Origin of the sequence: Streptomyces meridianus, assembly GCF_023703325.1 — a bacterium.
In the GTDB taxonomy this organism is placed as follows: domain Bacteria; phylum Actinomycetota; class Actinomycetes; order Streptomycetales; family Streptomycetaceae; genus Streptomyces; species Streptomyces meridianus.
Window position 1 is genome coordinate 23,709 of record NZ_JAMQGM010000015.1, and the last position, 22,742, is coordinate 46,450.

The 22,742-nt window shown below is 72.3% G+C and carries 21 protein-coding genes; 13 read left to right on the forward strand and 8 right to left on the reverse strand.

The window, feature by feature from the left end; all coding sequences use genetic code 11:
- Positions 1–10: 10 nt before the first annotated feature.
- From M1E25_RS06660 to M1E25_RS06685, 6 genes are all read left to right on the forward strand, one after another.
- Positions 11–241: a CpXC domain-containing protein gene (locus tag M1E25_RS06660; RefSeq protein WP_251411148.1), complete on the forward strand. Its 231-nt coding sequence runs from the start codon at positions 11–13 to the stop codon at positions 239–241.
- Positions 242–309: 68 nt separating this feature from the next.
- A complete protein-coding gene (locus M1E25_RS06665; protein WP_251411151.1) occupies positions 310–513 on the forward strand; it encodes a hypothetical protein in 204 nt (67 codons plus the stop codon).
- 224 nt (positions 514–737) lie between these two features.
- A complete protein-coding gene (gene tatA, locus M1E25_RS06670) occupies positions 738–1,022 on the forward strand; it encodes a Sec-independent protein translocase subunit TatA (RefSeq protein WP_251411156.1) in 285 nt (94 codons plus the stop codon).
- A gap of 97 nt (positions 1,023–1,119) precedes the next feature.
- Positions 1,120–2,025, forward strand: coding sequence for a twin-arginine translocase subunit TatC (gene tatC / locus M1E25_RS06675; protein WP_251411366.1), 906 nt, complete (start codon positions 1,120–1,122; stop codon positions 2,023–2,025).
- A 157-nt stretch (positions 2,026–2,182) separates the two neighbouring features.
- Positions 2,183–3,073, forward strand: a complete 891-nt coding sequence (locus tag M1E25_RS06680; RefSeq protein WP_251411159.1) for a diacylglycerol kinase — start codon at positions 2,183–2,185, stop codon at positions 3,071–3,073.
- A 79-nt stretch (positions 3,074–3,152) separates the two neighbouring features.
- Positions 3,153–5,975, forward strand: a complete 2,823-nt coding sequence (locus tag M1E25_RS06685; RefSeq protein WP_251411161.1) for a DEAD/DEAH box helicase — start codon at positions 3,153–3,155, stop codon at positions 5,973–5,975.
- An 85-nt stretch (positions 5,976–6,060) separates the two neighbouring features.
- Here M1E25_RS06685 and M1E25_RS06690 read toward each other — a convergent pair whose 3' ends face one another.
- From M1E25_RS06690 to M1E25_RS06715, 6 genes are all read right to left on the reverse strand, one after another.
- Positions 6,061–6,972 (reverse strand): 5'-3' exonuclease, encoded by a 912-nt coding sequence (locus M1E25_RS06690; protein WP_251411369.1) that lies wholly within the window; start codon positions 6,970–6,972, stop codon positions 6,061–6,063.
- Between the two features lie 148 nt (positions 6,973–7,120).
- Positions 7,121–8,254: a site-2 protease family protein gene (locus M1E25_RS06695; protein ID WP_251411163.1), complete on the reverse strand. Its 1,134-nt coding sequence runs from the start codon at positions 8,252–8,254 to the stop codon at positions 7,121–7,123.
- Positions 8,255–8,548: 294 nt separating this feature from the next.
- Positions 8,549–9,046, reverse strand: a complete 498-nt coding sequence (locus M1E25_RS06700; RefSeq protein WP_251411165.1) for an ATP-binding protein — start codon at positions 9,044–9,046, stop codon at positions 8,549–8,551.
- Between the two features lie 311 nt (positions 9,047–9,357).
- Positions 9,358–10,065 carry a gamma-glutamyl-gamma-aminobutyrate hydrolase family protein gene (locus M1E25_RS06705; protein WP_251411167.1) on the reverse strand — a complete coding sequence of 236 codons (708 nt, stop codon included), beginning with the start codon at positions 10,063–10,065 and terminating at the stop codon, positions 9,358–9,360.
- A 22-nt stretch (positions 10,066–10,087) separates the two neighbouring features.
- Positions 10,088–11,563, reverse strand: a complete 1,476-nt coding sequence (gene eat, locus M1E25_RS06710; RefSeq protein WP_251411169.1) for an ethanolamine permease — start codon at positions 11,561–11,563, stop codon at positions 10,088–10,090.
- Positions 11,564–11,675: 112 nt separating this feature from the next.
- Positions 11,676–12,425: a FadR/GntR family transcriptional regulator gene (locus tag M1E25_RS06715; protein ID WP_251411172.1), complete on the reverse strand. Its 750-nt coding sequence runs from the start codon at positions 12,423–12,425 to the stop codon at positions 11,676–11,678.
- Between the two features lie 135 nt (positions 12,426–12,560).
- On the opposite strand from M1E25_RS06715, the gene M1E25_RS06720 reads away from it, so the two are divergent.
- Genes M1E25_RS06720 through M1E25_RS06730 form a run of 3 tightly spaced genes read left to right on the forward strand, consistent with a single transcriptional unit; the run spans position 12,561 to position 16,115 of the window.
- The gene (locus M1E25_RS06720) at positions 12,561–13,928 is read left to right on the forward strand and encodes a glutamine synthetase family protein (RefSeq protein WP_251411175.1); all 1,368 of its coding nucleotides are present in this window, start codon (positions 12,561–12,563) and stop codon (positions 13,926–13,928) included.
- Between the two features lie 8 nt (positions 13,929–13,936).
- A complete protein-coding gene (locus tag M1E25_RS06725) occupies positions 13,937–15,313 on the forward strand; it encodes an aldehyde dehydrogenase family protein (RefSeq protein WP_251411178.1) in 1,377 nt (458 codons plus the stop codon).
- A complete protein-coding gene (locus M1E25_RS06730; RefSeq protein WP_251411181.1) occupies positions 15,306–16,115 on the forward strand; it encodes a 3-oxoacyl-ACP reductase in 810 nt (269 codons plus the stop codon). The genes M1E25_RS06725 and M1E25_RS06730 overlap by 8 nt, the downstream gene beginning before the upstream one ends.
- A gap of 408 nt (positions 16,116–16,523) precedes the next feature.
- Here the strand turns inward: M1E25_RS06730 and M1E25_RS06735 are convergent, their stop codons facing one another.
- The gene (locus M1E25_RS06735) at positions 16,524–17,723 is read right to left on the reverse strand and encodes an amino acid deaminase/aldolase (protein WP_251411184.1); all 1,200 of its coding nucleotides are present in this window, start codon (positions 17,721–17,723) and stop codon (positions 16,524–16,526) included.
- A gap of 646 nt (positions 17,724–18,369) precedes the next feature.
- On the opposite strand from M1E25_RS06735, the gene M1E25_RS06740 reads away from it, so the two are divergent.
- Genes M1E25_RS06740 through M1E25_RS06755 form a run of 4 tightly spaced genes read left to right on the forward strand, consistent with a single transcriptional unit; the run spans position 18,370 to position 22,071 of the window.
- The gene (locus tag M1E25_RS06740) at positions 18,370–19,164 is read left to right on the forward strand and encodes a hypothetical protein (RefSeq protein ID WP_251411187.1); all 795 of its coding nucleotides are present in this window, start codon (positions 18,370–18,372) and stop codon (positions 19,162–19,164) included.
- Entirely contained in the window at positions 19,161–20,384 is a 1,224-nt protein-coding gene (mycP, locus tag M1E25_RS06745; RefSeq protein WP_251411190.1) for a type VII secretion-associated serine protease mycosin, read from the forward strand. The genes M1E25_RS06740 and mycP overlap by 4 nt, the downstream gene beginning before the upstream one ends.
- A gap of 50 nt (positions 20,385–20,434) precedes the next feature.
- Positions 20,435–21,172 carry an SseB family protein gene (locus tag M1E25_RS06750; protein WP_251411193.1) on the forward strand — a complete coding sequence of 246 codons (738 nt, stop codon included), beginning with the start codon at positions 20,435–20,437 and terminating at the stop codon, positions 21,170–21,172.
- Positions 21,173–21,228: 56 nt separating this feature from the next.
- On the forward strand, positions 21,229–22,071 hold the full coding sequence (locus tag M1E25_RS06755) for an aquaporin (protein ID WP_285830468.1): 843 nt from the start codon (positions 21,229–21,231) through the stop codon (positions 22,069–22,071).
- A 46-nt stretch (positions 22,072–22,117) separates the two neighbouring features.
- Here M1E25_RS06755 and M1E25_RS06760 read toward each other — a convergent pair whose 3' ends face one another.
- Complete coding sequence (locus M1E25_RS06760) at positions 22,118–22,504, reverse strand: DUF1844 domain-containing protein (protein ID WP_251411196.1); 387 nt, start codon at positions 22,502–22,504, stop codon at positions 22,118–22,120.
- Positions 22,505–22,742: the final 238 nt, after the last annotated feature.

Consider the following 22,742-nt stretch of genomic DNA (forward strand, 5'->3'; position numbering starts at 1 on the left):
GGAACGAGTCGTGACGCCGGCGGCGGTGCGCTTCAGAGCTGCCTGCCCGGACTGCCGGGCCGCCTTCGAGCTCCCTTCGGACGCGTTCCGGCTCGCCATCGGCGCCAGCCGCCGCACCACCTTCTACTCGTTCACCTGCCCGGACTGCGGCGCAGCGGTGCGCAAACCGGCTGGGGAGAGGGTCGTGGAGCTGCTCACCGGGGGCGGGGTGCGCACCCTGCGCCTGCACACCCCGCTGTGAGGGACCGCTCGTGAGGGGCGGGCGCGCCCGGCGGACCCGGGCAGTCGGGCAGGGCATAGGCTCGTCCCATGCTGTGGCCCATGCTCGCCCTCACCCTCGCCTTCTGCGGAATCGCGGTCCTCGGTGTGCTCGCGGTCCGGGTCTTCGTCGAAGTGCGCCGTCTGTCCGGTCAGCTCGCCAGCAGCTCACAGCAGATCATCCGGGCGGCCGAGGACCTCGAGCGGGCGGCGGGGCCGCTCGCGGCGAGCGCGGACTCCCTGCGCCGGCGCTGAGGGGCCCTCCGGCCCCGGACCCGCCAGGGCCTCCCGTCGGCGGAGATCCGGGGGGTACGCTGCTGCAAGCGGCTCCGACAGAGAGACAGGGGTCGCCGGCGGGGAGGACATCCAGGGGTTGCCCGGGGTTCACCTCGTGCGCGTTAGGATCGCAGCCAGTGTGCCGACCGGGAGCGTCCGGAAGGCCAGCCCACCCATGCCGCCTCGGTGAGAAGGAAACTCTTATGTTCGGCAGGCTCGGCGCCCCCGAGATCATTCTCATCCTCGTCGTCATCGTGCTGTTGTTCGGCGCCAAGAAGCTTCCCGACATGGCCCGTTCGCTGGGCAAGTCGGCACGCATCCTCAAGAGCGAGGCCAAGGCGATGAAGTCCGAGGGCAAGGACTCCGCGTCCGCCCCGGCCGACCCGCCCGCGGACAAGGAGACGCACCGCACGATCCAGGCGTCCCCCGGTGACGCGAGCAGCTCCCGCCCGGTGTCCGAACCGAGCGACCGTACGACGCAGCGCTGACCGCAGCCGACCAGGCGGCCTTCGGTGCCGCCGCACGAGATGGGGACGTGGGTTGCTCAAGTCCGCCCGCAATGAGGAGAAGGACCCCGAGGGGCGGATGCCGCTCGCGGACCACCTGCGCGAACTGAGGAACAGGCTGGCCAAGGCGATGCTCGGCATCATCGTGGTCACCGTCGTTGCCGTGTTCTACAGCGAGGACATCATGTCCTTCCTGTCCGCCCCGGTGCCCAAGTGCACGAAGGGGCTCGGCCAGAGCACCGGCGGCAGCTGCGCCGTGGTCGCGTTCAACACCCTGCTCTCGCCCTTCACCACCACTGTCAAGGTGAGTCTGATGGCGGGCATCATCGTCTCGAGCCCGATCTGGCTGTACCAGCTGTGGGCGTTCATCGCGCCCGGACTGCACCGCAACGAGAAGCGCTACACCTACGCCTTCGTGGCCTCCGCGGTGCCGCTGTTCGCCGGCGGCGCCTACCTCGCCTACCTGATCATGCCGATCAGCATGCGCGTGCTGCTGCAGATCACCCCGGACAGCTCTGCCAACATCCTGCAACTGGACGACATCCTCGACTTCGTCGTACGCATGGTGCTCGTCTTCGGTATCGCCTTCGAACTGCCGCTGATCCTCGTCATGATGAACATGGCGGGCATCGTCTCGGGCCGGCGCATGCTGGGATGGTGGCGCGGTGTGGTCATGGGCGTCTTCGTTTTCGGCGCCGTCGCGACCCCGACCACCGATCCGGTCGGCATGTTCGCCCTCGCGGGACCGATCGTCCTGCTCTACTTCCTCGCGGTCGGGTTCTCCCTGCTCAACGACCGGCGACGGCGTTCCGGCGACCCGGACGCCGAGCTGGACGACGACGAGGCCGCGCCGCTCGATCTGGCACCCGAGCCGGTCGGTGACGCCCAGCTGCTCGCCTCGACCACCCGGCGGGCGCTGCCGGAGCAGATGACCGCCGAGGCCCCGCAGATCGCGCCTCGCAGCGGTTACGACGACGCCACCTGATCGCCCGGACCGGGCTCCCCGGACCCCGGCCCGAAGGATCTTCCGGCCGGGTCATCCGGGACGCCTCGGGAGGTGTGGGACGGGAGCATCCGCGCGGTGCGGCATCGGAGTCGTCCCGGCTCTTCAACGCGACAGGGATGCCGAGTAGAGTCCCGGCGTGACCAGCGAGATCACCCTTTTCGTCAATCCCACCGCGGGCCGAGGACGCGGCGCTCACGCCGCGCAGCCCGCCGCCGGCGCCCTCCGCGAGGCGGGTTTCGCCGTCCGCACCGTCGTCGGTGAGGACGCCGACGCCGCACTCGGCCGTGCCCGCGAGGCCGTGGCCGGCGGCACCGGCGCGCTGATAGCCGTCGGCGGGGACGGCATGGTCTCCCTTGCCCTGCAGGCTCTGGCCGGCACGGACACCCCCCTCGGAGTGGTGGCCGTCGGCACGGGAAACGACTTCGCCCGTTACAACGGTCTCCCGGTCCGGGACCCCGCAGCCGCAGGACGACTGATCGCCGAATCGCTCAAGGGCAGCCGCATCCGGAGCGTCGACCTCGGACGGTCCGGGGACCGGTGGTTCGGCACCGTCCTGGCCTCCGGGTTCGACTCGCGGGTCAACGATCGCGGCAACCGGATGCGCTGGCCCACCGGGCGGCTGCGCTACGACGTGGCCATGCTCCTCGAACTCGCCGATCTGCGCCCCATCCCGTACCGCATCCGGCTGGACGACGGTCCGGTACAGGAGATCGAGGCGACGCTCGTGGCCGTCGGCAACGGCCCCTCCTACGGCGGTGGCATGCGGATCTGCGCCGATGCGCAGCTCGACGACGGTCTCTTCGACATCACGGTGGTCGGTGAGTGCAGCCGGACCACCCTGCTCAAGGTGTTCCCGCGGGTCTACCGAGGCACGCACCTGTCCCACCCTGCGGTCACGGTCCACCGGGCGGCGAAGGTGAGCCTCGAGGCGGACGGGATCACCGGATACGCGGACGGCGAACGGGTGGGACCGCTGCCGCTGACGGCCGAGGCAGTGCCCGCAGCGGTGCGGGTCGTGGTGCCCTGACCGGCCACGAAGGGCCCGGGCCGGGCTTCGGGTAAAGATCGCGTCACTGTCAGGGGCGGCCGGTAGGCTCGTAGACACGATGACCGAGGACATGTCCCCAGCCGAACGCTATGCCGCCGCCCGGATCCGGGCCGTCGAGGAGGCCACGGCCCTCCGTCCCTTCCGGCAGCTCTACGACTTCGACCTGGACCCCTTCCAGATCGAGGCATGCCAGGCCCTCGAGGCCGGGAAGGGCGTGCTGGTCGCGGCCCCGACGGGGTCCGGCAAGACCATCGTGGGCGAGTTCGCCGTTCACCTGGCCCTCGCCCAGGGCCGCAAGTGCTTCTACACGACGCCGATCAAGGCCCTGTCGAACCAGAAGTACAACGACCTGGTCAAACGTTACGGCGCCGACAAGGTCGGCCTGCTGACCGGTGACAACAGTGTCAACGGCGATGCCCCGGTGATCGTGATGACCACCGAGGTGCTGCGGAACATGCTGTACGCGGGCTCGCAGTCGCTGGCCAATCTCGGCTATGTGGTGATGGACGAGGTCCACTACCTTTCCGACCGGTTCCGGGGGGCCGTGTGGGAGGAGGTCATCATCCACCTCCCCGACTCCGTCACCCTCGTCTCGCTGTCCGCGACCGTCTCCAACGCCGAGGAGTTCGGGGACTGGCTCGACACCGTGCGCGGCGACACCGAGGTGATCGTCTCCGAGCACCGGCCGGTACCGCTGTGGCAGCACGTCCTGGCCGGACGGCGGATGTACGACCTCTTCGAGGAGCGGGACGCCGGCGGGGCCGGCAGGCGCGAGGTCAACCCCGACCTCGTCCGGCTGGCACGGATGGAGAACCAGCGCACGGTCCATCCGAAGGACCGCTACCGCCGGGGCCGCGACAACCGGCGGGATGCGGACCGGGAGCGGGAGCGCCGGCAGCGCAGCCGCATCTGGACCCCCAGCCGGGTCGAGGTCATCGAGCGGCTCGACTCCGAAGGCCTGCTGCCCGCCATCACCTTCATCTTCAGCCGGGCGGGCTGCGAGGCCGCCGTGCAGCAGTGCCTTTACGCGGGGCTGCGCCTCAACGACGACGCGGGGCGCGCAGAGGTGCGGGCCCTCGTCGAACGGCGCACCGCCGTCATTCCCGACGAGGACCTGCACGTCCTGGGCTACTTCGAGTGGCTGGAGGCGCTGGAACGCGGGATCGCCGCCCACCACGCGGGCATGCTCCCGGCGTTCAAGGAAGTCGTCGAGGAGCTGTTCGTCCGCGGCCTGGTCAAGGCGGTGTTCGCCACCGAGACGCTGGCCCTGGGCATCAACATGCCCGCCCGCTCGGTGGTGCTGGAGAAGCTGGTCAAGTGGAACGGCGAGCAGCACGCCGACATCACCCCCGGCGAGTACACCCAGTTGACCGGCCGCGCCGGGCGGCGCGGCATCGACGTCGAGGGCCACGCGGTCGTGCTGTGGCAGCGGGCCATGGACCCGGGTGCGCTGGCGGGACTGGCGGGCACCCGGACGTACCCGCTGCGCTCCTCGTTCAAGCCCTCCTACAACATGGCCGTCAACCTGGTCTCGCAGTTCGGCAGGCACCGCTCCCGCGAGCTCCTCGAGACATCCTTCGCCCAGTTCCAGGCCGACCGGTCGGTGGTCGGCATCTCCCGGCAGGTGCAGAAGAACGAGGAAGGCCTCGAGGGCTACCGGGAGTCGATGACCTGTCACCTCGGCGACTTCGACGAGTACGCCCGCCTGCGCCGGGACCTCAAGGACCGGGAGACGGAACTCGCCAGGGAGGGAGCCGCCCAGCGCCGTGCCGCGGCCGCCGCGTCCCTCGAGAAGCTGAAGCCGGGGGACGTCATCCACGTCCCCTCGGGCAAGTACGCGGGTCTGGCCCTGGTGCTGGACCCGGGCCTGCCGGCCGGACGGTCCAACTCGCACCGCGGTTTCGACCATCACGACGGGCCGCGCCCGCTGGTGCTCACCGCCGAGCGGCAGGTCAAGAGGCTGGCCCAGATCGACTTCCCGGTGCCGGTGGAGTCGCTGCAGCGGATGCGGATCCCGCGGACCTTCAACGCCCGGAGCCCCCAGTCCCGCCGCGATCTGGCCTCCGCGCTGAGGACGAAGGCCGGGCACATCCCGCCGGACAAGCACCGCAAGAAGCGGTCGCCGGCCGCCGACGACCACGAGATCGCCCGGCTGCGGACGGCGATCCGGGCCCACCCCTGTCACGGTTGCGAGGACCGCGAGGACCACGCGCGATGGGCCGAGCGCTACCAGCGGCTCCGGAAGGACACGCGTCAGCTGGAGCGACGCATTGCGGGCCGTACGAACACCATCGCCCGGACCTTCGACCGGGTGTACGCCCTGCTGTCGGACCTCGGCTATCTGCATCGCGACGAGGTCACGGACGACGGCCGCCGCCTGGCCCGCCTCTACGGGGAGCTCGACCTGCTCGCTTCGGAGTGCCTGCGCGAGGGAGTGTGGGAGGGACTCAAGCCCGCCGATCTGGCCGCCTGCGCGTCGGCGCTCGTCTACGAGGCACGTGCCGCGGACGACGCCCTGCCTCCCAAGCTGCCGTCCGGCGAGGCGAAGCGGGCGCTCGGCGAGATGGTCCACATCTGGGCGCGGCTGGACGCGAAGGAAGAGGAGCACGGCATCAGCCAGGCGGAGGGAGTGGGACAGCGCGAACCCGATCTGGGCTTCGCCTGGTCGGTCCACCGCTGGGCCTCCGGGCACGGCCTCGACGAAGTCCTGCGCGAGGCGGAGATGCCCGCCGGGGACTTCGTGCGCTGGTGCAAGCAGGTGATCGACGTACTCGGTCAGATCGCCGAGGCCGCTCCCGAGGAAACGACGGTGCGGCGCAACGCCCGCCGGGCCGTCGACGGCCTGCTGCGCGGCGTGGTCGCCTACTCGTCCGTCGGGTGACGGACCGCACCGGGCGCCGGTCGCCCGCCCCGGCGCCCGGTGGGAGCCGACCGGGTGCGTCCTGCCCCTGCGGTGCGTCGCGGGTTCAGCCGGCCAGGACCGTGAGAAGTCGCTGCAACGAGCCACCGAGGCCCCACCGGTCGTCCAGCGAGCGCAGCGCCGCTGCGTCCCGCGGACCGGTCGGCAGCGCGGGCTCGAACTCCGGCAGCGGCACGTCGTCGGCGACCCGCACCACCTTCGGCGCCACGGCGAGGTAGTCGCGCGCCCCGTCGAGCCGCTTGCGCTGTGTCGGGGTCAGCTTCGCCGCGGGGTCGCCCACCGCGGCCATGATCCCGGCAAGGTCCCCGTAGGCATCCAGCAGCTTGGCGGCGGTCTTCTCACCGATCCCCGGCACCCCGGGCAGCCCGTCGCTCGGGTCTCCGCGGAGCAGGGCGAGATCGGCGTAACCGCGGCCGTCGACCCCGTACTTGTCGCGCAGCACCTGCTCGTCGACGATCTGCAGGGTGCCGACGCCCTTGACGGGGTAGAGCACCCGGACCCCGCGGCCGTCGTCCACCAGCTGGTAGAGGTCCCGGTCGCCGGTGACGATGTCCACCGGGCCGGTGGCCCTGCCGGTCAGCGTGCCGATGACGTCGTCGGCCTCGAAGCCCGCGGCCCCGACCCGGGCGATGCCGAGCGCGTCGAGTACGTCCTCGATGACCGGAACCTGCGGGGAGAGAGTGTCGGGTACCTCCTCGACGTCCGCATCCACGGCCGAGGAGGCCTCCTCGGCCACCCGGTGGGCCTTGTAGGTGGGGATCAGCGCCACCCGCCAGTGCGGCCGCCAGTCGGCGTCCATGCAGGCCACCAGCTCGTCGGGCCGGTGGTCCTGGACGAGCCGGGCGATGAAGTCGAGCAGTCCGCGGACCGCGTTGACCGGCGTGCCGTCCGGGGCCCTGACCGAGTCGGGCACGCCGAAGTAGGCGCGAAAATACAAGGAGGCGCTGTCGAGAAGCATCAGGCGTCGGGTCACATGCCGATGATGCCGTACCCGTTGCGTTGCCGGGACGCCGGGAATCGCGGGGACCGCGACGGAGGAACCGTGGACGGCGCCCGTCTGCCGGCGCTCCGTCCCGTCGACGTCGCCGGCCAGGCCCGCCTCCCGGTCAGCCCTTCGCCGCCCCGCGCAGCGTGCGCTTCTGCGTCAGACGGTTCACGTCGTGAGCGGTCACGATCCCCTCCAGGTGTTCGCCGTCGACCACCAGGACGGGCAGCCCGGCCACTCCCGGGCGGCCCCGCTGCAGGACGTCGGCGAGCGGCTCGTCCGCCGTGGCGAACGTGGACTGCGCCCGCGGGACGGCGACGTCCCGAACCCGCAGGCTCTCCCGCTGCGGAACGGGCACCCGCGCCAGCCGCGCCAGCGACACCACCCCGCTCGGGCGCCCCTCGAAATCCAGCAACGGCAGGACCGAGTGGCGCGAGCGGGCCGCCACCTCGTCGATGAAACGGCCCACGCTCACCCAGTCGGGGCCGGTGGCCACGGGAGCGGACATGGCGTCGGAGACCCGTACGCCGCTGAGTGTCGTGGTGAGCACCGCCTGCCTGCGCTCGGCGCCGGCGACCACCATCACGAAGAAGCCGATCAGTGCCAGCCACAGGCCCCCCGGTGCGCCGCGGACGAAGGTGATCCAACCGAGCACGAGGAGCAGAACACCGAGGACCTGTCCACTGCGCCCAGCCGCGCGTTCAGCACGCTCCCGGTCGCCGGTACGCCACCACAGCAGCGCCTGGACCACCCGCCCGCCGTCCAAGGGGGCGGCCGGCAGCAGGTTGAACACACCGAGCAGTACGTTGGCCCCCCCGAGCCACACCAGTACGGCGGCGGGCAGCGCCCAGCCGAGCCACGCATGGATGCCGATCCCGGCTCCGTAGGCGGCGCCACCGACGATCAGGCTGACGGCCGGTCCGCTGACGGCGACCCGGAACGCGACTCGGGCCGTCCCGGGCCGGTCCATTCTGGTCATGCCGCCCAGTGCCCAGAGCGTCACGTCCTGCACGGGCACCCCGCTGCGCTTCGCGGTTGCGGCGTGAGCGGCCTCGTGTGCGAGCAGGCTGGCCATGAGCAGGACGGCACCTGCCACGCTCGCGACCGTGTAGACGGTCGCGGATCTTCCCGGTGTCCACACGGGGAGCGTCTCGCGCCCCAGGGTGTAGGCGAGCAGCACGATCAGCAGGGGCACACTCCAGTGCATGCGCAGCGGAACCCCGAGGATCTGACCGATCCGGACCGAGCCGTTCATCGCCACCTCCCTGGCTGGCGGCCCGGGTGGCCGGCGTGGACCGGTCGTCCACTCGGCTGCCGCCCACCTGACGCCTGGGGATTACGGGACGGATCCCGTCCCCGTCCACCAGTGTCGCTCCGACGGGGCGGCCTGAGCAGAGCCGCCCGGCCCCGGTCCGGCGGACAACCGGCCCGGCGGGGCACCCCCCGGGGCCGGACGAAGCGCCTGTCGGGAATCGGCCCGGCGTGCCTGCCGTGCCGGACAGCCGCCGAAGCGCAGGGGGCCGGGTCGGCAGCGGCGGGGGAGGGGCGCTCAGAGGCCGGTCGCGCCGTCCGGGGATCTTGCCTCCGCCGGCAGGGGGAGCGAGGCCCGGATGGTCTTCCCGCCGCCGTCCGGGTCCGGGACGGTCTCGGCATGGCCGCCGGCCTCCGCGCTGAGGTGGGCGACGAGGTTGAGCCCGCGGCCGTTGCAGTCGTCGTGACCGGCCGATTCCGGGCGGAGACCGGGGACGTGGGGGTGCCGGTCGTGGACGGCGATCACCAGGGTGCCCGGGCGAACGGTGATGGTCACCGAGAAGTGCGAGGAGTGGCCGGCCGCGTGCACCACGCTGTTGGTGACGAGTTCGGAGAAAACGACGAGGGCAGCGCCCAGGACCGGGTGTTCGATGTTCAGGCCGCACCCGGCCAGCTCGGACCGGGCCCGGCGCCGTGCGGCTGGTACGGAGTCGATCGTGGTCGGTGCGCTGAACGTCCGGGTCCGGACGGACATCACGCGTCCGTCCGTGTTCGTCCAGCCGGTGAAGTAGATCATCCCGCTCCAGGATCGGGCCCGGGGCCGGGGCGTGCGGAGGGGCCGGCGTGCGAGCACAGCGGAGCGGGCGGGGTGACTGCGTGGTGGTTCATGGTGGGACATCCGGACAATGATGGAGGGAAACGCACGATTCGTATGGAATGACGTCTGCTCGTATCTATCAGTCCGGGATTTTCGGGTCAAGGGTTTCGTGGCCGCCCTCACCGCAGGTCCTGTGACCGTCCGTGACCGCGGCACAGAGGCGGAAGGGCACCGCCGCCCGGGAGCGGTGGGGCCCTTCCGAGCTGCGGAAACAGCTCTTGCCCGGGTCGTCAGTCGTTTCGGGCCGCGGTGACCAGGGACTGCATCACCCGCAGGTCGTCGCCGGCCTCCGGGTGCCACTGGACTCCCATGACGTAGCCGGCGGACGTCGGCAGCTCGATCGCCTCGACCGTGCCGTCCTCGGCATGCGCGCTCGCCCGCAGTCCGCGGCCGAGCCGGTCCACGCCCTGATGGTGATAGGTGGGCACGTTCGCCGTCTCCGGCACGGCCCCGGCGTACCGCGTGCCCGGAACGGGCTTGACCGGATGGCCGGTGAACACCCCAGGCGGCCCAGCGTGCCCGTCGTGCCCGACCGTGTCGGGGAGGTGCTGCAGGAGAGTACCGCCCAGGGCGACGTTGAGCAGCTGCATGCCACGGCAGATGCCCAGAAGTGGCGTTCCGGCCGCCAACGCCGCCTCGATCAGAGCGAGTTCCCACGCGTCCCGCTCCAGGGCGGGCGGTCCCGTCCGCGGATGCGGCTCGGCGCCGTAGCGGACCGGCTGGACGTCGGGGCCGCCGGAGACGACGAGCCCGTCCAGCCGGACGACGGTCTCCGCCGCTGCCGCCGGGTCGTCCGGCGGCAGCATGGCGGCGAGTCCGCCCGCCCGCTGCACCAGCAGGTGGTAGCCGGCGGGCAGCAGGGCCGCAGGAAGGTGCCAGACCCCCCATCGCACCGATGGATCGAGGTAGGTGCTGATGCCGATGAGGGGCTTGGTCACGGGTCCTCCGGGCGGGTACGGATCAGGTGCGGTCGAGTTCGGCCTCGGCCGCCGCCAGCGCTGCGAACTCCTCCTCGGGAGCGGCGGCGACGAGACGGTGGCGGCTGTAGAAGGCGAAGTAGGCGAGGGCGACGACGTAGACGCCGAGAGCGATGAACGCCGCCTCCTTGTCCACCAGGAACGTGGCCACCAGCGCGGAGAGCGCCAGCGCGAACGCCGTTCCGGAGGTGGCGACGCCGCCCGGTGTGCGGTAGGGACGGGGCAGCTCCGGCTCCCGCCGCCGCAGCACGATGTGCGACAGCGACATCAGGGCGTAGGAGATGGTGGCGCCGAACACGGCGACGTTGAGCATGCGGGCCCCGTCACCGGTCGCGGCAGCCAGCGAGAAGCCGATGGCACCGGGGACCAGCAGGCCGAGGTACGGCGCCTTGCGGCGGCTCGTCAGCGACAGGAACCGCGGCAGGTAGCCCGCCCGGGACAGCGCGAAGAGCTGACGGGAGCCGGCGTAGATGAGGGAGAAGAACGAGGCGACCAGGCCGGCCAGGCCCGCGTAGTTCACGAACCGGCTCAGCGCGGTGGGGCCGCTGTCCCCCTCGAGCGCCGCGACCAGCGGGTTGCCGGCGTCCTTCACCGCATCGGAGCCGTGGGCGCCCGTCGTCACGACGAAGGTCACCAGGGCCAGCACCAGCAGGATGCCGATGGAGAGCGCCATCGCCCTTGGAAGGGTGCGGGCGGGGTCCTTGGTCTCCTCGGCCGCCAGCGGAACCCCTTCTACTCCGAGGAAGAACCACATGCCGAACGGGAAGGCGGCCCAGATGCCCAGGAGGCCGAACGGAAGCCAGGAGTTCCCGCCGAACGCGCTCGCTTCGACCGGGATGTCGTTGAGCTTGCCGGCATCGAACTCGGTGACGGCCCCGAGGGCGAAGATCACGAGCGCCGCGACCGCGATGCCGGTGACCACGAAGCTGAACCGCAGCGCCTCGCCGACCCCCCACAGGTGGATGCCGATGAAGACGGCGAAACAGGCAAGGTAGACCGGCCAGCCGGACTCGAGACCGAAGAGCCGCAGCGACTCGACGTAGTCGCCGATGAAGATGGAGATGGCCGCGGGGGCGAGCACGTACTCGATGAGGATCGCCGTGCCGGTGAGGAAGCCGCCCCAGGTGCCGAGCGCGCGCCGGGCGAAGCCGTAGCCGCCGCCGGCCGTCGGCAGGACCGAAGCCAGCTCGGCCAGCGCGAACACCATGCAGGTGTACATGAGCCCCATCAGGACCGCGGCGATGGCCAGTCCGCCGAAGCCGCCTTCGGCGAGTCCGAAGTTCCAGCCGGAGAAATCACCCGAGACGACGTAGGCCACGCCGAGGCCGGTGAGCAGTAGCCAGCCGGCACTGCCGCGGCGCAGTTCGCGGCGCTCGAGATACGTGTCGTCACCGGCGGGTGTGCCGTCGCTCTTCGCTGCGGTCGGGGACGGTATGCGCGAATCCGTGCCTTCGGCCATGGGGGGATCTCCTGCCTGGGGGCAAAGGTTTGAGGCCATACCTTTGCCGCATCGGCAGGGGAACGCAAGAGGCGGGTGGTCAACGCCGGGCAACTTTTCGCCTGCCCCGGACTCAGGCGAGGAATCCCCGGAGCAAGGCCGCGGTCCCGGAACAGTGCTCCCGCATGGTCGCGCGGGCCGCGTCGGCGTCGCCGTCCAAAACCGCCTCGACCAGGGCGGCGTGCTGCTGCTGCGAGTGCTCCAGGTTCCGCACCAGCAGCGGGATGCAGTCCAGCAGTTCGTTGAGGCCGGCCCGCACGGCGGCGTACCGGGCGGCGAGCGAGGGGGAGCCGCAGAGTTCGACGAGGGTCAGGTGCAGCATGGTGTCCTGCCGGCGGTAGCCGGCCAGCGGGGCGTCGTGCGTGGCCGCCAGCGCCGAGCGCAGCCGCCGGGCCTGCACGTCGTCCAGGCCGTGCTCCGCACACAGCCCGGCGGCCCCCGCCTCCAGGACCTCACGGAACCTCAGCGTGTCCTCCAGGTCGACGGTCTCCACCCGTCGCCGGAGTTCTGCCTCCGCCGCGCCGGTGGGCAGCTCGGGGCGCTGCCGCACGAACGTGCCGCCGTACCGGCCGCGCCGGGACTCCACGAGCCCCTGCTCGTGCAGCACCCGCAGCACCTCGCGCAGGGTCACGCGGCTGATGCCCAGCATCTCGGCGAGCTCGCGCTCGGAGGGCAGCCGGTGTCCACCCGGTACCAGGTCCAGCCGTACGACCTGGAGTATCTGCTCCAGGGCCTCCTCGAAGCCGTTGCCCGCGCGCACCGGCCGCAGCACCGACGCCAGCCGGTCCACGACGGTCCCCTCCCCACGGTCTGCCGAACTCACCGCCACCTCCTCGGCGTGCCTCTCGCGGCACCTCTTCCCAAGCAATGGTTCTTGTGCATACCTTATGGCATCCGATGCGGCGCACCGTCCGGGAGCGGCCATCGGGCATTCCGTCGAAGCCAGGAGGCCATCGCCGTGGCAGACCGTACGCCCCCGCTCTCCGTCGAAGAACTGCGCAGGCTGGTCGATTCCGGGGAGATCGACACCGTTGTGCTCGCCTTCACCGACATGCAAGGCCGGCTCCAGGGCAAGCGGTTCGCCGCCCGCTTCTTCCTCGACGACGTCCTCGACAACGGCACCGAGGGCTGCAACTACCTCCTTGCCGTGGACGTCGACCTGAACACCGTCGACGGCTACACCATGTCCTCCTGGGAGCGCGGCTACGGCGACTTCGCCATGCGCCCCGACCTCAGCACCCTGCGCCGCACACCCTGGAACACCGGCACCGCCCTCGTCACGGCGGACCTGAGCTGGCACGACGGGTTGCCCGTCGTCGCCTCACCGCGCCAGGTGCTGCGCCGCCAACTCGACCGGCTGGCGGAGCACGGCTGGACCGCATGGACGGGCACCGAACTGGAGTTCATCGTCTTCGACGACTCCTACGAAGAGGCGTGGTCGCGCGGGTACCGCGGGATGAACCCCGCCAACCACTACAACGTCGACTACTCCATCCTCGGCACCGGCCGGGTGGAACCCCTGCTGCGGCGCATCCGCAACGAGATGGGCGCGGCCGGGATGATCGTCGAGTCGGCGAAGGGCGAGTGCAACCTCGGCCAGCACGAGATCGCCTTCCGCTACGACGAGGCCCTGATCACCTGCGACCAGCACAGCGTCTACAAGACGGGCGCCAAGGAGATCGCCGCGCAGGAGGGCAAGTCGCTCACCTTCATGGCGAAGTACGACGAGCGGGAGGGCAACTCCTGCCACATCCACCTCTCGCTGCGCGACGGCTCCGGAGAGCCCGTGATGGCGGACGACACCGGCGAGTACGGCATGTCCAAGGTCATGCGCCACTTCCTGGCCGGCCAGATCGCCGCGATGCGGGACTTCACCCTCCTCTACGCACCGAACATCAACTCCTACAAGCGTTTCCGGCCGGGCTCCTTCGCGCCCACCGCGGTGGCCTGGGGCCCCGACAACCGCACCTGCGCGCTGCGGGTCGTGGGCCATGGCCGGTCCCACCGCTTCGAGAACCGGCTGCCCGGCGGGGACGTCAATCCCTACCTCGCGATCGCGGGCATGGTGGCAGCCGGTCTGTACGGCGTGGAGCACGAGCTGGAACTGCCCGAGGTGTGCACCGGCAACGCCTACACCGGAGACGCTGAGCACGTCCCCGCCACGCTGCGCGAGGCAGCCGGATTGTGGGGAGCCAGCCCGATAGCGCGGGAGGCCTTCGGGGACGAGGTGGTCGACCACTACCTCAACATGGCCCGTGTCGAACAGGACGCCTACGACACGGCCGTGACGGACTGGGAGCGCTACCGCTCCTTCGAGCGCATGTGAGGAACAGCTTGCAGGAGAACCGCGTCATCAACCCGGCGACCGAGGAAGTCGTCGCCACCGTCACCGCGAGCACGCCCTCGGACGTGGACGCCGCTGTCGCGCGGGCCGCCCGCGCGCAGCGGTCGTGGGCCGCCCTCGCCCCCGCCGACCGGGCCCGGCAGTTGCGCCGCTTCGCCGCCGCCGTCGACGACCACCTCGAGGAACTCGCCCTCCTCGAGGTCGCGGAGGCAGGGCACCCGATCGGCAACGCGCGATGGGAGGCGGGCAACGCCCGCGACCTCCTGGAGTATGCGGCCGGCGGGGTGGAACGGCTGAACGGCAGCCAGATCCCCGTGGCCGGCGGGCTGAACGTCACCTTCCACGAGCCACTGGGCGTGGTCGGCGTCATCGCGCCCTGGAACTTTCCCATGCCGATCGCGGCCTGGGGCACGGCCCCCGCCCTCGCGGCCGGCAACGCCGTCCTCCTCAAGCCCGCCGACCTGACTCCGCTGACGGCTCTCCGGCTCGCCGAGATCGGGCTGGAGTCGGGGCTCCCGGAGGGTCTGTTCCAGGTGCTCCCCGGAGCGGGCCGGGTCGCCGGCAACGCCCTCGTGGAGCACCCCGGCGTCGCCAAGGTGGTCTTCACCGGCTCCACGGCCGTGGGGAAGCAGATCATGGCCAAGTGTGCCGACCGGGTGAAACGGGTGACCCTCGAACTGGGCGGCAAGAACCCGAACATCGTCTTCGCCGACGCCCACCTCGAGCGCGCGGCGGCATCGGCCCCGGGCTCGTTCCTCGACAACACCGGCCAGGACTGCTGCGCCCGCAGTCGCATCCTCGTCCAGCGCGGCGTTTTCGACCGCTTCCTCGAGCTCCTCGAGCCGGCCGTGAAGGCGTTCCGCGTGGGTGACCCGGCCGACCCTGCCACCGAGATGGGTCCGCTCATCTCGGCGGAACAGCTGGAACGGGTGCGCGGATACGTCCCCGACGACGCGCCCGTGGCGTTCCGTGGTGACGCCCCCGCCGGCAAGGGTTTCTGGTACCCCGCGACGGTGCTGACGCCGGACTCCCCGGACCACCCGGCCGCAGTCGAGGAGATCTTCGGCCCGGTGGCGGTCGTGCTCCCCTTCGACGACGAGGAGGACGCGATCCGGCTCGCCAACGGCACCGACTACGGCCTCTCCGGCTCCATCTGGACCCGCGACACCGGACGGGCCGTCCGTGTCTCCCGCGGGGTCGCGGCAGGCAACCTCTCCGTCAACTCGCACAGCAGCGTGCGGTATTCGACGCCCTTCGGTGGTTTCGGCCAGTCCGGCCTCGGCCGGGAACTGGGACCCGGGGCCCTCACCGCATTCACCGAGACCAAGAACGTGTTCATCGACACCGAGGAGCAGCGCAGTGACTGAGCAGACCCCGGCCACCGAGGCCCCGGCCGCCCCCGTGTGCCGCCGCCTGGTCGGCCGCACCGCCGTCGTGACCGGAGCCGGCAGCGGCATCGGGCTGGCCACCGCCCGGCGTTTCGCCGCCGAGGGAGCCGACGTCGTCTGCGCCGACATCGACGAGGCGGCCGGAAAGACCGTCGCCGACGAGGTCGAAGGTCTGTTCGTCCGGGTGGACGTCACCGACGCGGACCAGGTGGAGGCCCTCTTCCGCACGGCGTACGAGACCTACGGCTCGGTGGACGTCGCTTTCAACAACGCCGGGATCTCGCCCCCCGACGACGACTCCATCCTCACCACCGGGCTGGACGCCTGGCGGCGCGTCCAGGAGGTCAACCTCACCTCCGTCTACCTGTGCTGCAAGGCGGCCATCCCCTACATGCAGCGCCAGGGGAAGGGCTCCATCATCAACACGGCCTCGTTCGTGGCCCGGATGGGCGCCGCCACCTCGCAGATCAGCTACACGGCCTCCAAGGGCGGCGTGCTGGCCATGTCCCGCGAACTGGGCGTCCAGTTCGCCCGCGAGGGCATCCGGGTCAACGCCCTGTGCCCCGGGCCGGTCAACACCCCGCTGCTGAAGGAGCTCTTCGCCAAGGACCCGCAGCGTGCGGCGCGCCGCCTGGTGCACGTGCCGATGGGCCGGTTCGCCGAACCCGAGGAGATGGCGGCGGCCGTCGCCTTCCTCGCCAGTGACGACTCGTCGTTCATCAACGCCTCCGACTTCCTCGTCGACGGCGGCATCGCGGGGGCCTACGTCACCCCGATGTGAGACCCGTCCCCGTGCACGCCCGGGCCGGGCCCCGCGAGGGGCCCGGATCCGGCCGACCGCCCCGGCGGTGTCCGGCCGTGCCCACCTGACTTTCCGGTGGCTGTGCGGGCCTCTTGCCGCCGGGGCGGTACGGCGTCCACCGGGGGAGCGGCGCAGGCGACCTCCGGGGAGGTACACGATCTCGGAGGGCGAGGGGGACCGCCGGTCTGCAGGGTGCATCCCGTGCACACCACCACGGCCTGCGCCCGGCCCGGAACGACAACCGAGCACGCACGGCCGCTGTCCGAACGCACCTGCACCTGAACCGTGCGGAGCCGTGTCCGCCGGTCGAGGGCGCAGGACTCCCCGAAGCGCCGCCTCGGGAGGCGGCCCGTGCCAGGAATCCCCTCCCCTCAGGGACAGGCGCGGTCAAAGGAAGGTGCGGCCCTCGCCCCGGTACGTCGGCACCGATCCGACCACCCGGTCGCCGTCCACCAGGTGCAACTCGGCAAAGCGCTCACACAGTTCACCGGCCTTCGCATGGCGGAACCAGACCCGGTCGCCGGTCCGCAGATCATCCGCAGCCGCCCCCAGCAGCGGGGTCTGCACCTCACCGGCCCCCTCCTGCAGGTCGTACCGCAGTCCTCGGGGCAGGTACGGGACCGGCAGGCGATCCGCGCCGGCCGCGCCGGACGCCGGATATCCGCCCCCCAGTACCGTCACCGCCCCCGGCCCCGGATGCCGCACCACCGGCTGAGCGAACAGTGCCGCCGGGCGTCCCCGGAAAGAGCTGTAGCCGTCGAACAGCCGGGGCATGAAGAGTCCCGAGCCGGCCGCCACCTCCGTCACCGCACCCTCGGCCGCCGTGTGCTGAACGCTGCCGGTACCCCCGCCGTTGACGAATTCCAGGCCCGGGGCCGCCGATCGCACCGCCCGCACGGCCTCGGCCCGCCGGCTCGTCAGCTGCCTGCGCGCGACCGCCTGCATCAGCCTGACCGCGCCGGAGCGCAGCGGCCGTCCCTCCACTGCGTCGCCGACTCCGGCGATGTGGCCCTCGTAGGCCATCAGTCCGACCAGGCGGAACCCCGGCCGCCGGGTCACCTCGGCCACCAGCGCGGCGAGTTGCCCGGGTGAGCGCAACGGGGAGCGGCGCGCCCCCACCCGCACCCGGCCGCCCGCCAGCCGCAGCGAGGTGTCCAGGTCCAGGCACACCCGGACCTCGGCCCCGCCGCCACGCGCTGCGTCCACCAGGTCGAGTTGTGACGTGTCGTCGATCATCACGGTCACGGTCGCGGCGAGCTCGGAGTCGGAGGTCAGCAGGTTGAACCCGGAACGGTCCGCCGACGGATAGGCCAGCAGGACGTCGGTGAATCCGGCTTTCGCCAGCCACAGCGACTCGGCGAGGGTGAACGTCATGACGCCCGCGAACCCGTCCCGAGCCAGCACCCGTTCCAGCAGCGCCCGGCAGCGCACCGACTTCGTCGCCACCCGGATCGGCTTGCCCCCGGCGCGGCGTGCCAGATCCGCCGCGTTGGCGTCGAACGCCTGAAGGTCGACGAGGGCGAGAGGAGCGTCGAGATGGGCGGTGGCCCGGTCGTACCGGGCCCTGACGGCGTCGGGACCGGGCATGGTCACACCCTGCCAGAGTGGGTTGCGGCCCCGGTAGAGGTGCGGTTGGGACAAACCGGCCTCGGGGCCGAGCGGGTTGCCGACCGCACGGGACCTCCCCGTAAAGTGGCGCCGTGCGGTGAGGAACGGTCCCGCATGATCATCACGGCAACTGCCCTGCCCCTGAAGGCGATCGGTGGCACGGGCAGGTACAACAGCACGAGGGGGGCGGATGAGCGCCGAGGCACAGCGCACCCGCGACACCATCGCCCCGCCCACCGCACCGTCATCGGCCTCGGAGCTGCCCTCCGAAGTGCCGCCGCCCCCCATACCGCCGCGCCCGACGGCGGCCCCGCGGCGCACGGACGCCCCGGCGTCCGGGCCCGAACGCCCGGCGGCCGACACCGCGTCCGCCCCGGCACCCACACCCGCCGATGTCGGGCCCGAACCGCCCGCACGTCCCGCTCCCGCCGCTCCCCAGCAGACGATCCCCGCTCCGCGGGGCGGCCCCACCACCCGGTTCCCCGGCGCCCCGGCCAGGCCTGCGGCTCCGGCAGTCCCGGCGGCACCCCCCGGGCCGCCGACCGCACCGACGGCCCCCGCTCCGGCCGCCGGCTCCGTGCCGTACCCGTTCGGCAGTCCGGCGCCGGCCGCACCGGCTCCCGACATGCCAGGCCTGCGCGGCTGGGCGGGCATCCCGCGGGCCGGACTGGGCCGGGCCCCGGTCCGGGCCGCGGCAATCTGCGCCTGCCTCGTCCTCGGTCTCGGCCTGCTCGGCGGCGCGGTGGCCGGGGCCGTGCTGCACGGTGACGAGAGCGCCGCAGCGCCCGACTTCGGGGAAGCCAGATCGCTCTGGCACACCCTTCCGGTCGACACGATCTTCCCGCGCACTCTCTACGGGGAGGACGCCGGTCCCGGCAAGGCCGACCGGACCTGGACACGGATCGCCGTCGCCCCCGACAGCGGTTGCCGGGGCGCCTTCGACCCGTTGCTGACCAAGGTGCTCTCTCCGGCCGGATGCGAGCGCCTGCTGCGCGCCACGTACACCGACGCGACGAGCAGCAGCGTCATCACCGTGGGCCTGCTCGTCACCGAGACCGACCCCCGCGGTATGCGCACCCTGCAGCGCCGCTTCGGCAGCGAGGGTCTCCGGAAGCGCACGGACCTGGTCCCGCGCCCCTACCCGGCCGAAGGCACTCCGGCCGCCGGCTTCGGCCCCGGCCAGCGCGCCAGCTGGACGATCCGGGTGCTCACCGATGTGCCGATCGTGGTCTACGCCGTCTCCGGCTTCGCCGACGGCCGCACGGTGGCCCGTCCGGTCCCCGCGGTCGAGGCGACCGTGCCGGGCGCCGACTCGGCAGCCGCCCAGTCCGGACTCGGACACGACGCCAGCGCCATCGCCGACCGGATCGAACGCCGGCTGCGCAAGAGCAGCGGCCCCGCAGCGGAGGACACCCCATGACCCGTCGCACGCGCGGCGCGCCCGTGGCCGGATCGGGCCGGGTCCGCCGCCTCGGCCGGGCAGTCCTGGTCTCCGTCCTGACCGCGGGCGTCGCGCTGCTGCCGCCCACCGCCGCGCATGCCGACGGCATCCAGGCCCAGGAGTGGGCGCTCGACGCACTCCATGCCCAGGACGCCTGGCGCACGGCGAAGGGCCACGGCGTCGTCGTCGCCGTCCTGGACACCGGGGTGGACGACCAGCACCCGGACCTCGCCGGTCAGGTCCTCCCGGGAAAGGACCTGGTCGGATTCGGAGCCGCGCGCGGCCAGTCGAAGTGGGCCCGCCACGGCACGGCCATGGCCGGCATCATTGCCGGTCGCGGACACGGCCCCGGCGGATCCGAGGGCGTGCTCGGCCTGGCACCGGAGGCCAAGATCCTCCCGGTCCGCGTGATCCTCGAGGACGGCGACCCCGACCGGAAGAAGGCCCGCAGCGAGCGCGGAGCGGCGCTGGCCGAGGGCATCCGCTGGGCCGTCGACCACGGCGCCGACGTGATCAATCTGTCGCTCGGCGACGACAGCAGCTCCGCGCATCCCGAGCCGACGGAGGACGCCGCCGTCCAGTACGCCCTGCGCAAGGGGGCGGTCGTGGTGGCCTCGGCCGGCAACGGCGGCAAGGAAGGCGACCCGGTCTCCTACCCCGCCGCCTATCCGGGGGTCATCGCGGTCACCGCGGTCGACCGGTACGGCCGGCGCGCGGCGTTCTCCACCAGGCGCTGGTACGCGACCGTCAGCGCCCCCGGCGTCGACGTGGTCATAGCCGACCCCGACCGGCGCTACTACGAGGGCTGGGGGACGAGCGCCGCCGCCGCGTTCGTCTCCGGTGCGGCCGCGCTCGTCCGCTCCGCGTACCCGAGGCTCAGCCCGGCGCAGGTCCGCAAGCTGTTCGTGGACACGGCACGCAACGCACCGCAGGGGGGCCGCAGCGACGACCGCGGCGCGGGCCTGATCGATCCGGCCGCGGCTCTCGGGAAGGGGAGCTCGATCGAGCCGCGCCCGCAGCGGCCGGCGGTCGCCTCCTACGGCAAGCGGTACTTCGGGCCCGGACCGGACACCGCGGTGTCCGCCGGTAGCGGATCGCTGTGGCTGGCCTCCGCGGCCGGCGTCGCCGGAACCGGGCTGCTCGTGGGGGCGTACGTGCTGTGGCGAGGCGGACTCCGGCGCCGCCCCGGGGAGCAGTGACCCGCCCCGGCCGTAGGGAGCCGGTCCGGGGCGCCGGATAGTCTCGTCGGGTGCTCAAGAACATCCCTGACCCCGGATTCTCCGACGACGACGGCTCCGCCGACGCGTCGCTCGCCGCGGCCCTGACCGCGTACGGCGACGACCGTTCGGCCGGGCCGCAGGTGCTCGCGGCGCTTCCGGGAGCCCGGCTGCTCGTCCCGGTGGTCGCCGTGCTCGGCGAGGCCGAGACGGGACCGGACGGTCTGCGCCGGGAGAAGAGCAGTGACATGGCCGTCCCCACCCTCCGAGGCCCGGGCGGCCGCCGGGCGCTGCCGGCCTTCACCTCCGCCGCGACGCTGGCCCGCTGGGACCCGCAGGCCCGTCCGGTCGCCGTACCGCTGCAGCAGGCCCTTCGGGCGGCGGCGCACGAGAACGCCGACACGATCGTGCTGGACATCGCGGGACCTGTGACGTTCCAGCTCAGCGGACCGGCACTGACCGCTCTGGCGGAGGGCCGGACTTCGGCCGCTCCGGTGGCCGACCCCGCCGTCGTCGAAGCGGTCCGGGCCGTCGTCGCGGCCGAGCCGGGAGTGCGCGGCGCCGCACTGGTTGCCGGGAACGGCGCCGACGGGACCCTGGCTCTCACTCCGATGCCGGATGTACCGCCGAGGGAGACGATGCAGCGGGTGGCCGCCGCGCTGGCCGCCGACGAGGTGCTGCGGGGCCGCCTGGTGCGGGGACTCGACCTCGCGCTGCTGCCCGAGGACACCCCGCTTCCCGGGAATGCGCTGTTCGTCCGGCGGGCGTGATCGCCGGGAGCGCCCCACAATGCAGGGAGATCCGTGATCTTTGCATGGGAGGCGCTATGGAGACGCGGTCCCCGGTGGCCCTGTCCGAGATCGACATGCGCACGGTCGTCTCGGAGTTCCTGGGCACCTTGCTGCTCGTGTTCTTCGCCGTGGGCGCGGCGGTCCTGGGGGCCGAGTACATCGGCACGGTGGGAATCGCCCTGGGATTCGGCTTCCTGATGCTCGCGCTGATCTACACGTTCGGGCCGATCTCCGGAAGCCACCTGAATCCTGCCGTGACCCTCGGCATGCTGATCGGCAAGCGGATCGCGCTCCGGACCGCGATCGAGTACTGGGTCGCCCAGCTCGCGGGTGCCATCGCGGGTGCGGCGCTGCTGCTCCTGCTGGCCAAACAGGTGCCCGGGCTGGAGACCAGCGGCGCGTTCGGGACCAACGGCTACGGAGACCGCTCGGCGCTGCGGGTGGACACCGGCGGCGCGTTCTTCGCCGAGGTCATGATGACCTTCTTGCTGGTTTTCGTCTGGCTCGCGGTCACGCACCACCTGACGGTGACCGGATTCGGGGGACTGGCGATCGGGCTGTGCATGACCGTGGTGCACCTGGTCGGCATCCCGCTCACCGGGACGTCGGTGAACCCGTGGCGCAGCTTCGGGCCGGCGATCTTCGCGGGCGGGGACGCCCTCTCGCAGTTGTGGTTGTTCATCGTCGCGCCGCTGGTGGGCGGCGCACTCGCGGCGGTCGTCCATCGCGTCACGCATCTGGACGCTCTCGCGGGCATGGGGGCGGCCGTGCCGACCCGGCCGGACGACGGGGCGGCCCCGGTGGCCGGACACGGCGAGCCGCCGGCGCCCCCGGACGGCCCGGCCCCGTCGCCGGGCGGGCCGTCCCAGGGGCCCTGACCCCCATGTAAGCCGGCCGGGTGCCGTCCGCGGCGGCGGGCCGCGCTCAGCCGTGGACGGGTCCGGTGAACTTCTCGCCCGGTCCCTGACCTGGTTCGTCCGGGACCACGGACGCCTCGCGGAACGCCAGCTGGAGGGACTTCAGGCCGTCGCGCAGCGGCCCGGCGTGGTACGAGCCCACCTCGGTGGCACAGGCCGTGACCAGTCCGGCCAGCGAGGTGATCAGCTTCCGGGCCTCGTCGAGGTCCTTGTGCTCGCCGCCGTCCTCGGAGAGGCCGAGGTTGACCGCCGCGGCGCTCATCAGGTGCACGGCGACCGTCGTGATGACCTCGACCGCGGGCACGTCGGCGATGTCGCGGGTCATCGCGTCGAAGTCCGGCGCCTGCTCCTGTCGGGGGTCCGGGGCCGGCTGCTGCGGAGTGGCGTCGCTCATGGTCCTGCTTCTCTGTCGGGGGTGCGGTCCCCATCAGCCTATGGCCCCGCCGGACGCGAGTGGGACCTGGCCTCGGACGGCTGGTATGCTGGTGCAACGACCGGCCGGACACTGATGTGACCGGCCCGCAAGTGGAGGCTCCGCTCTCCCACCTGGCCGGCCCTCGGGGTCGGCGGGTCACCGGTCAGGCTGAAGGCGTCGGGGACATCCCCGGCGACCGGGCAGTCGATGCGCCCCG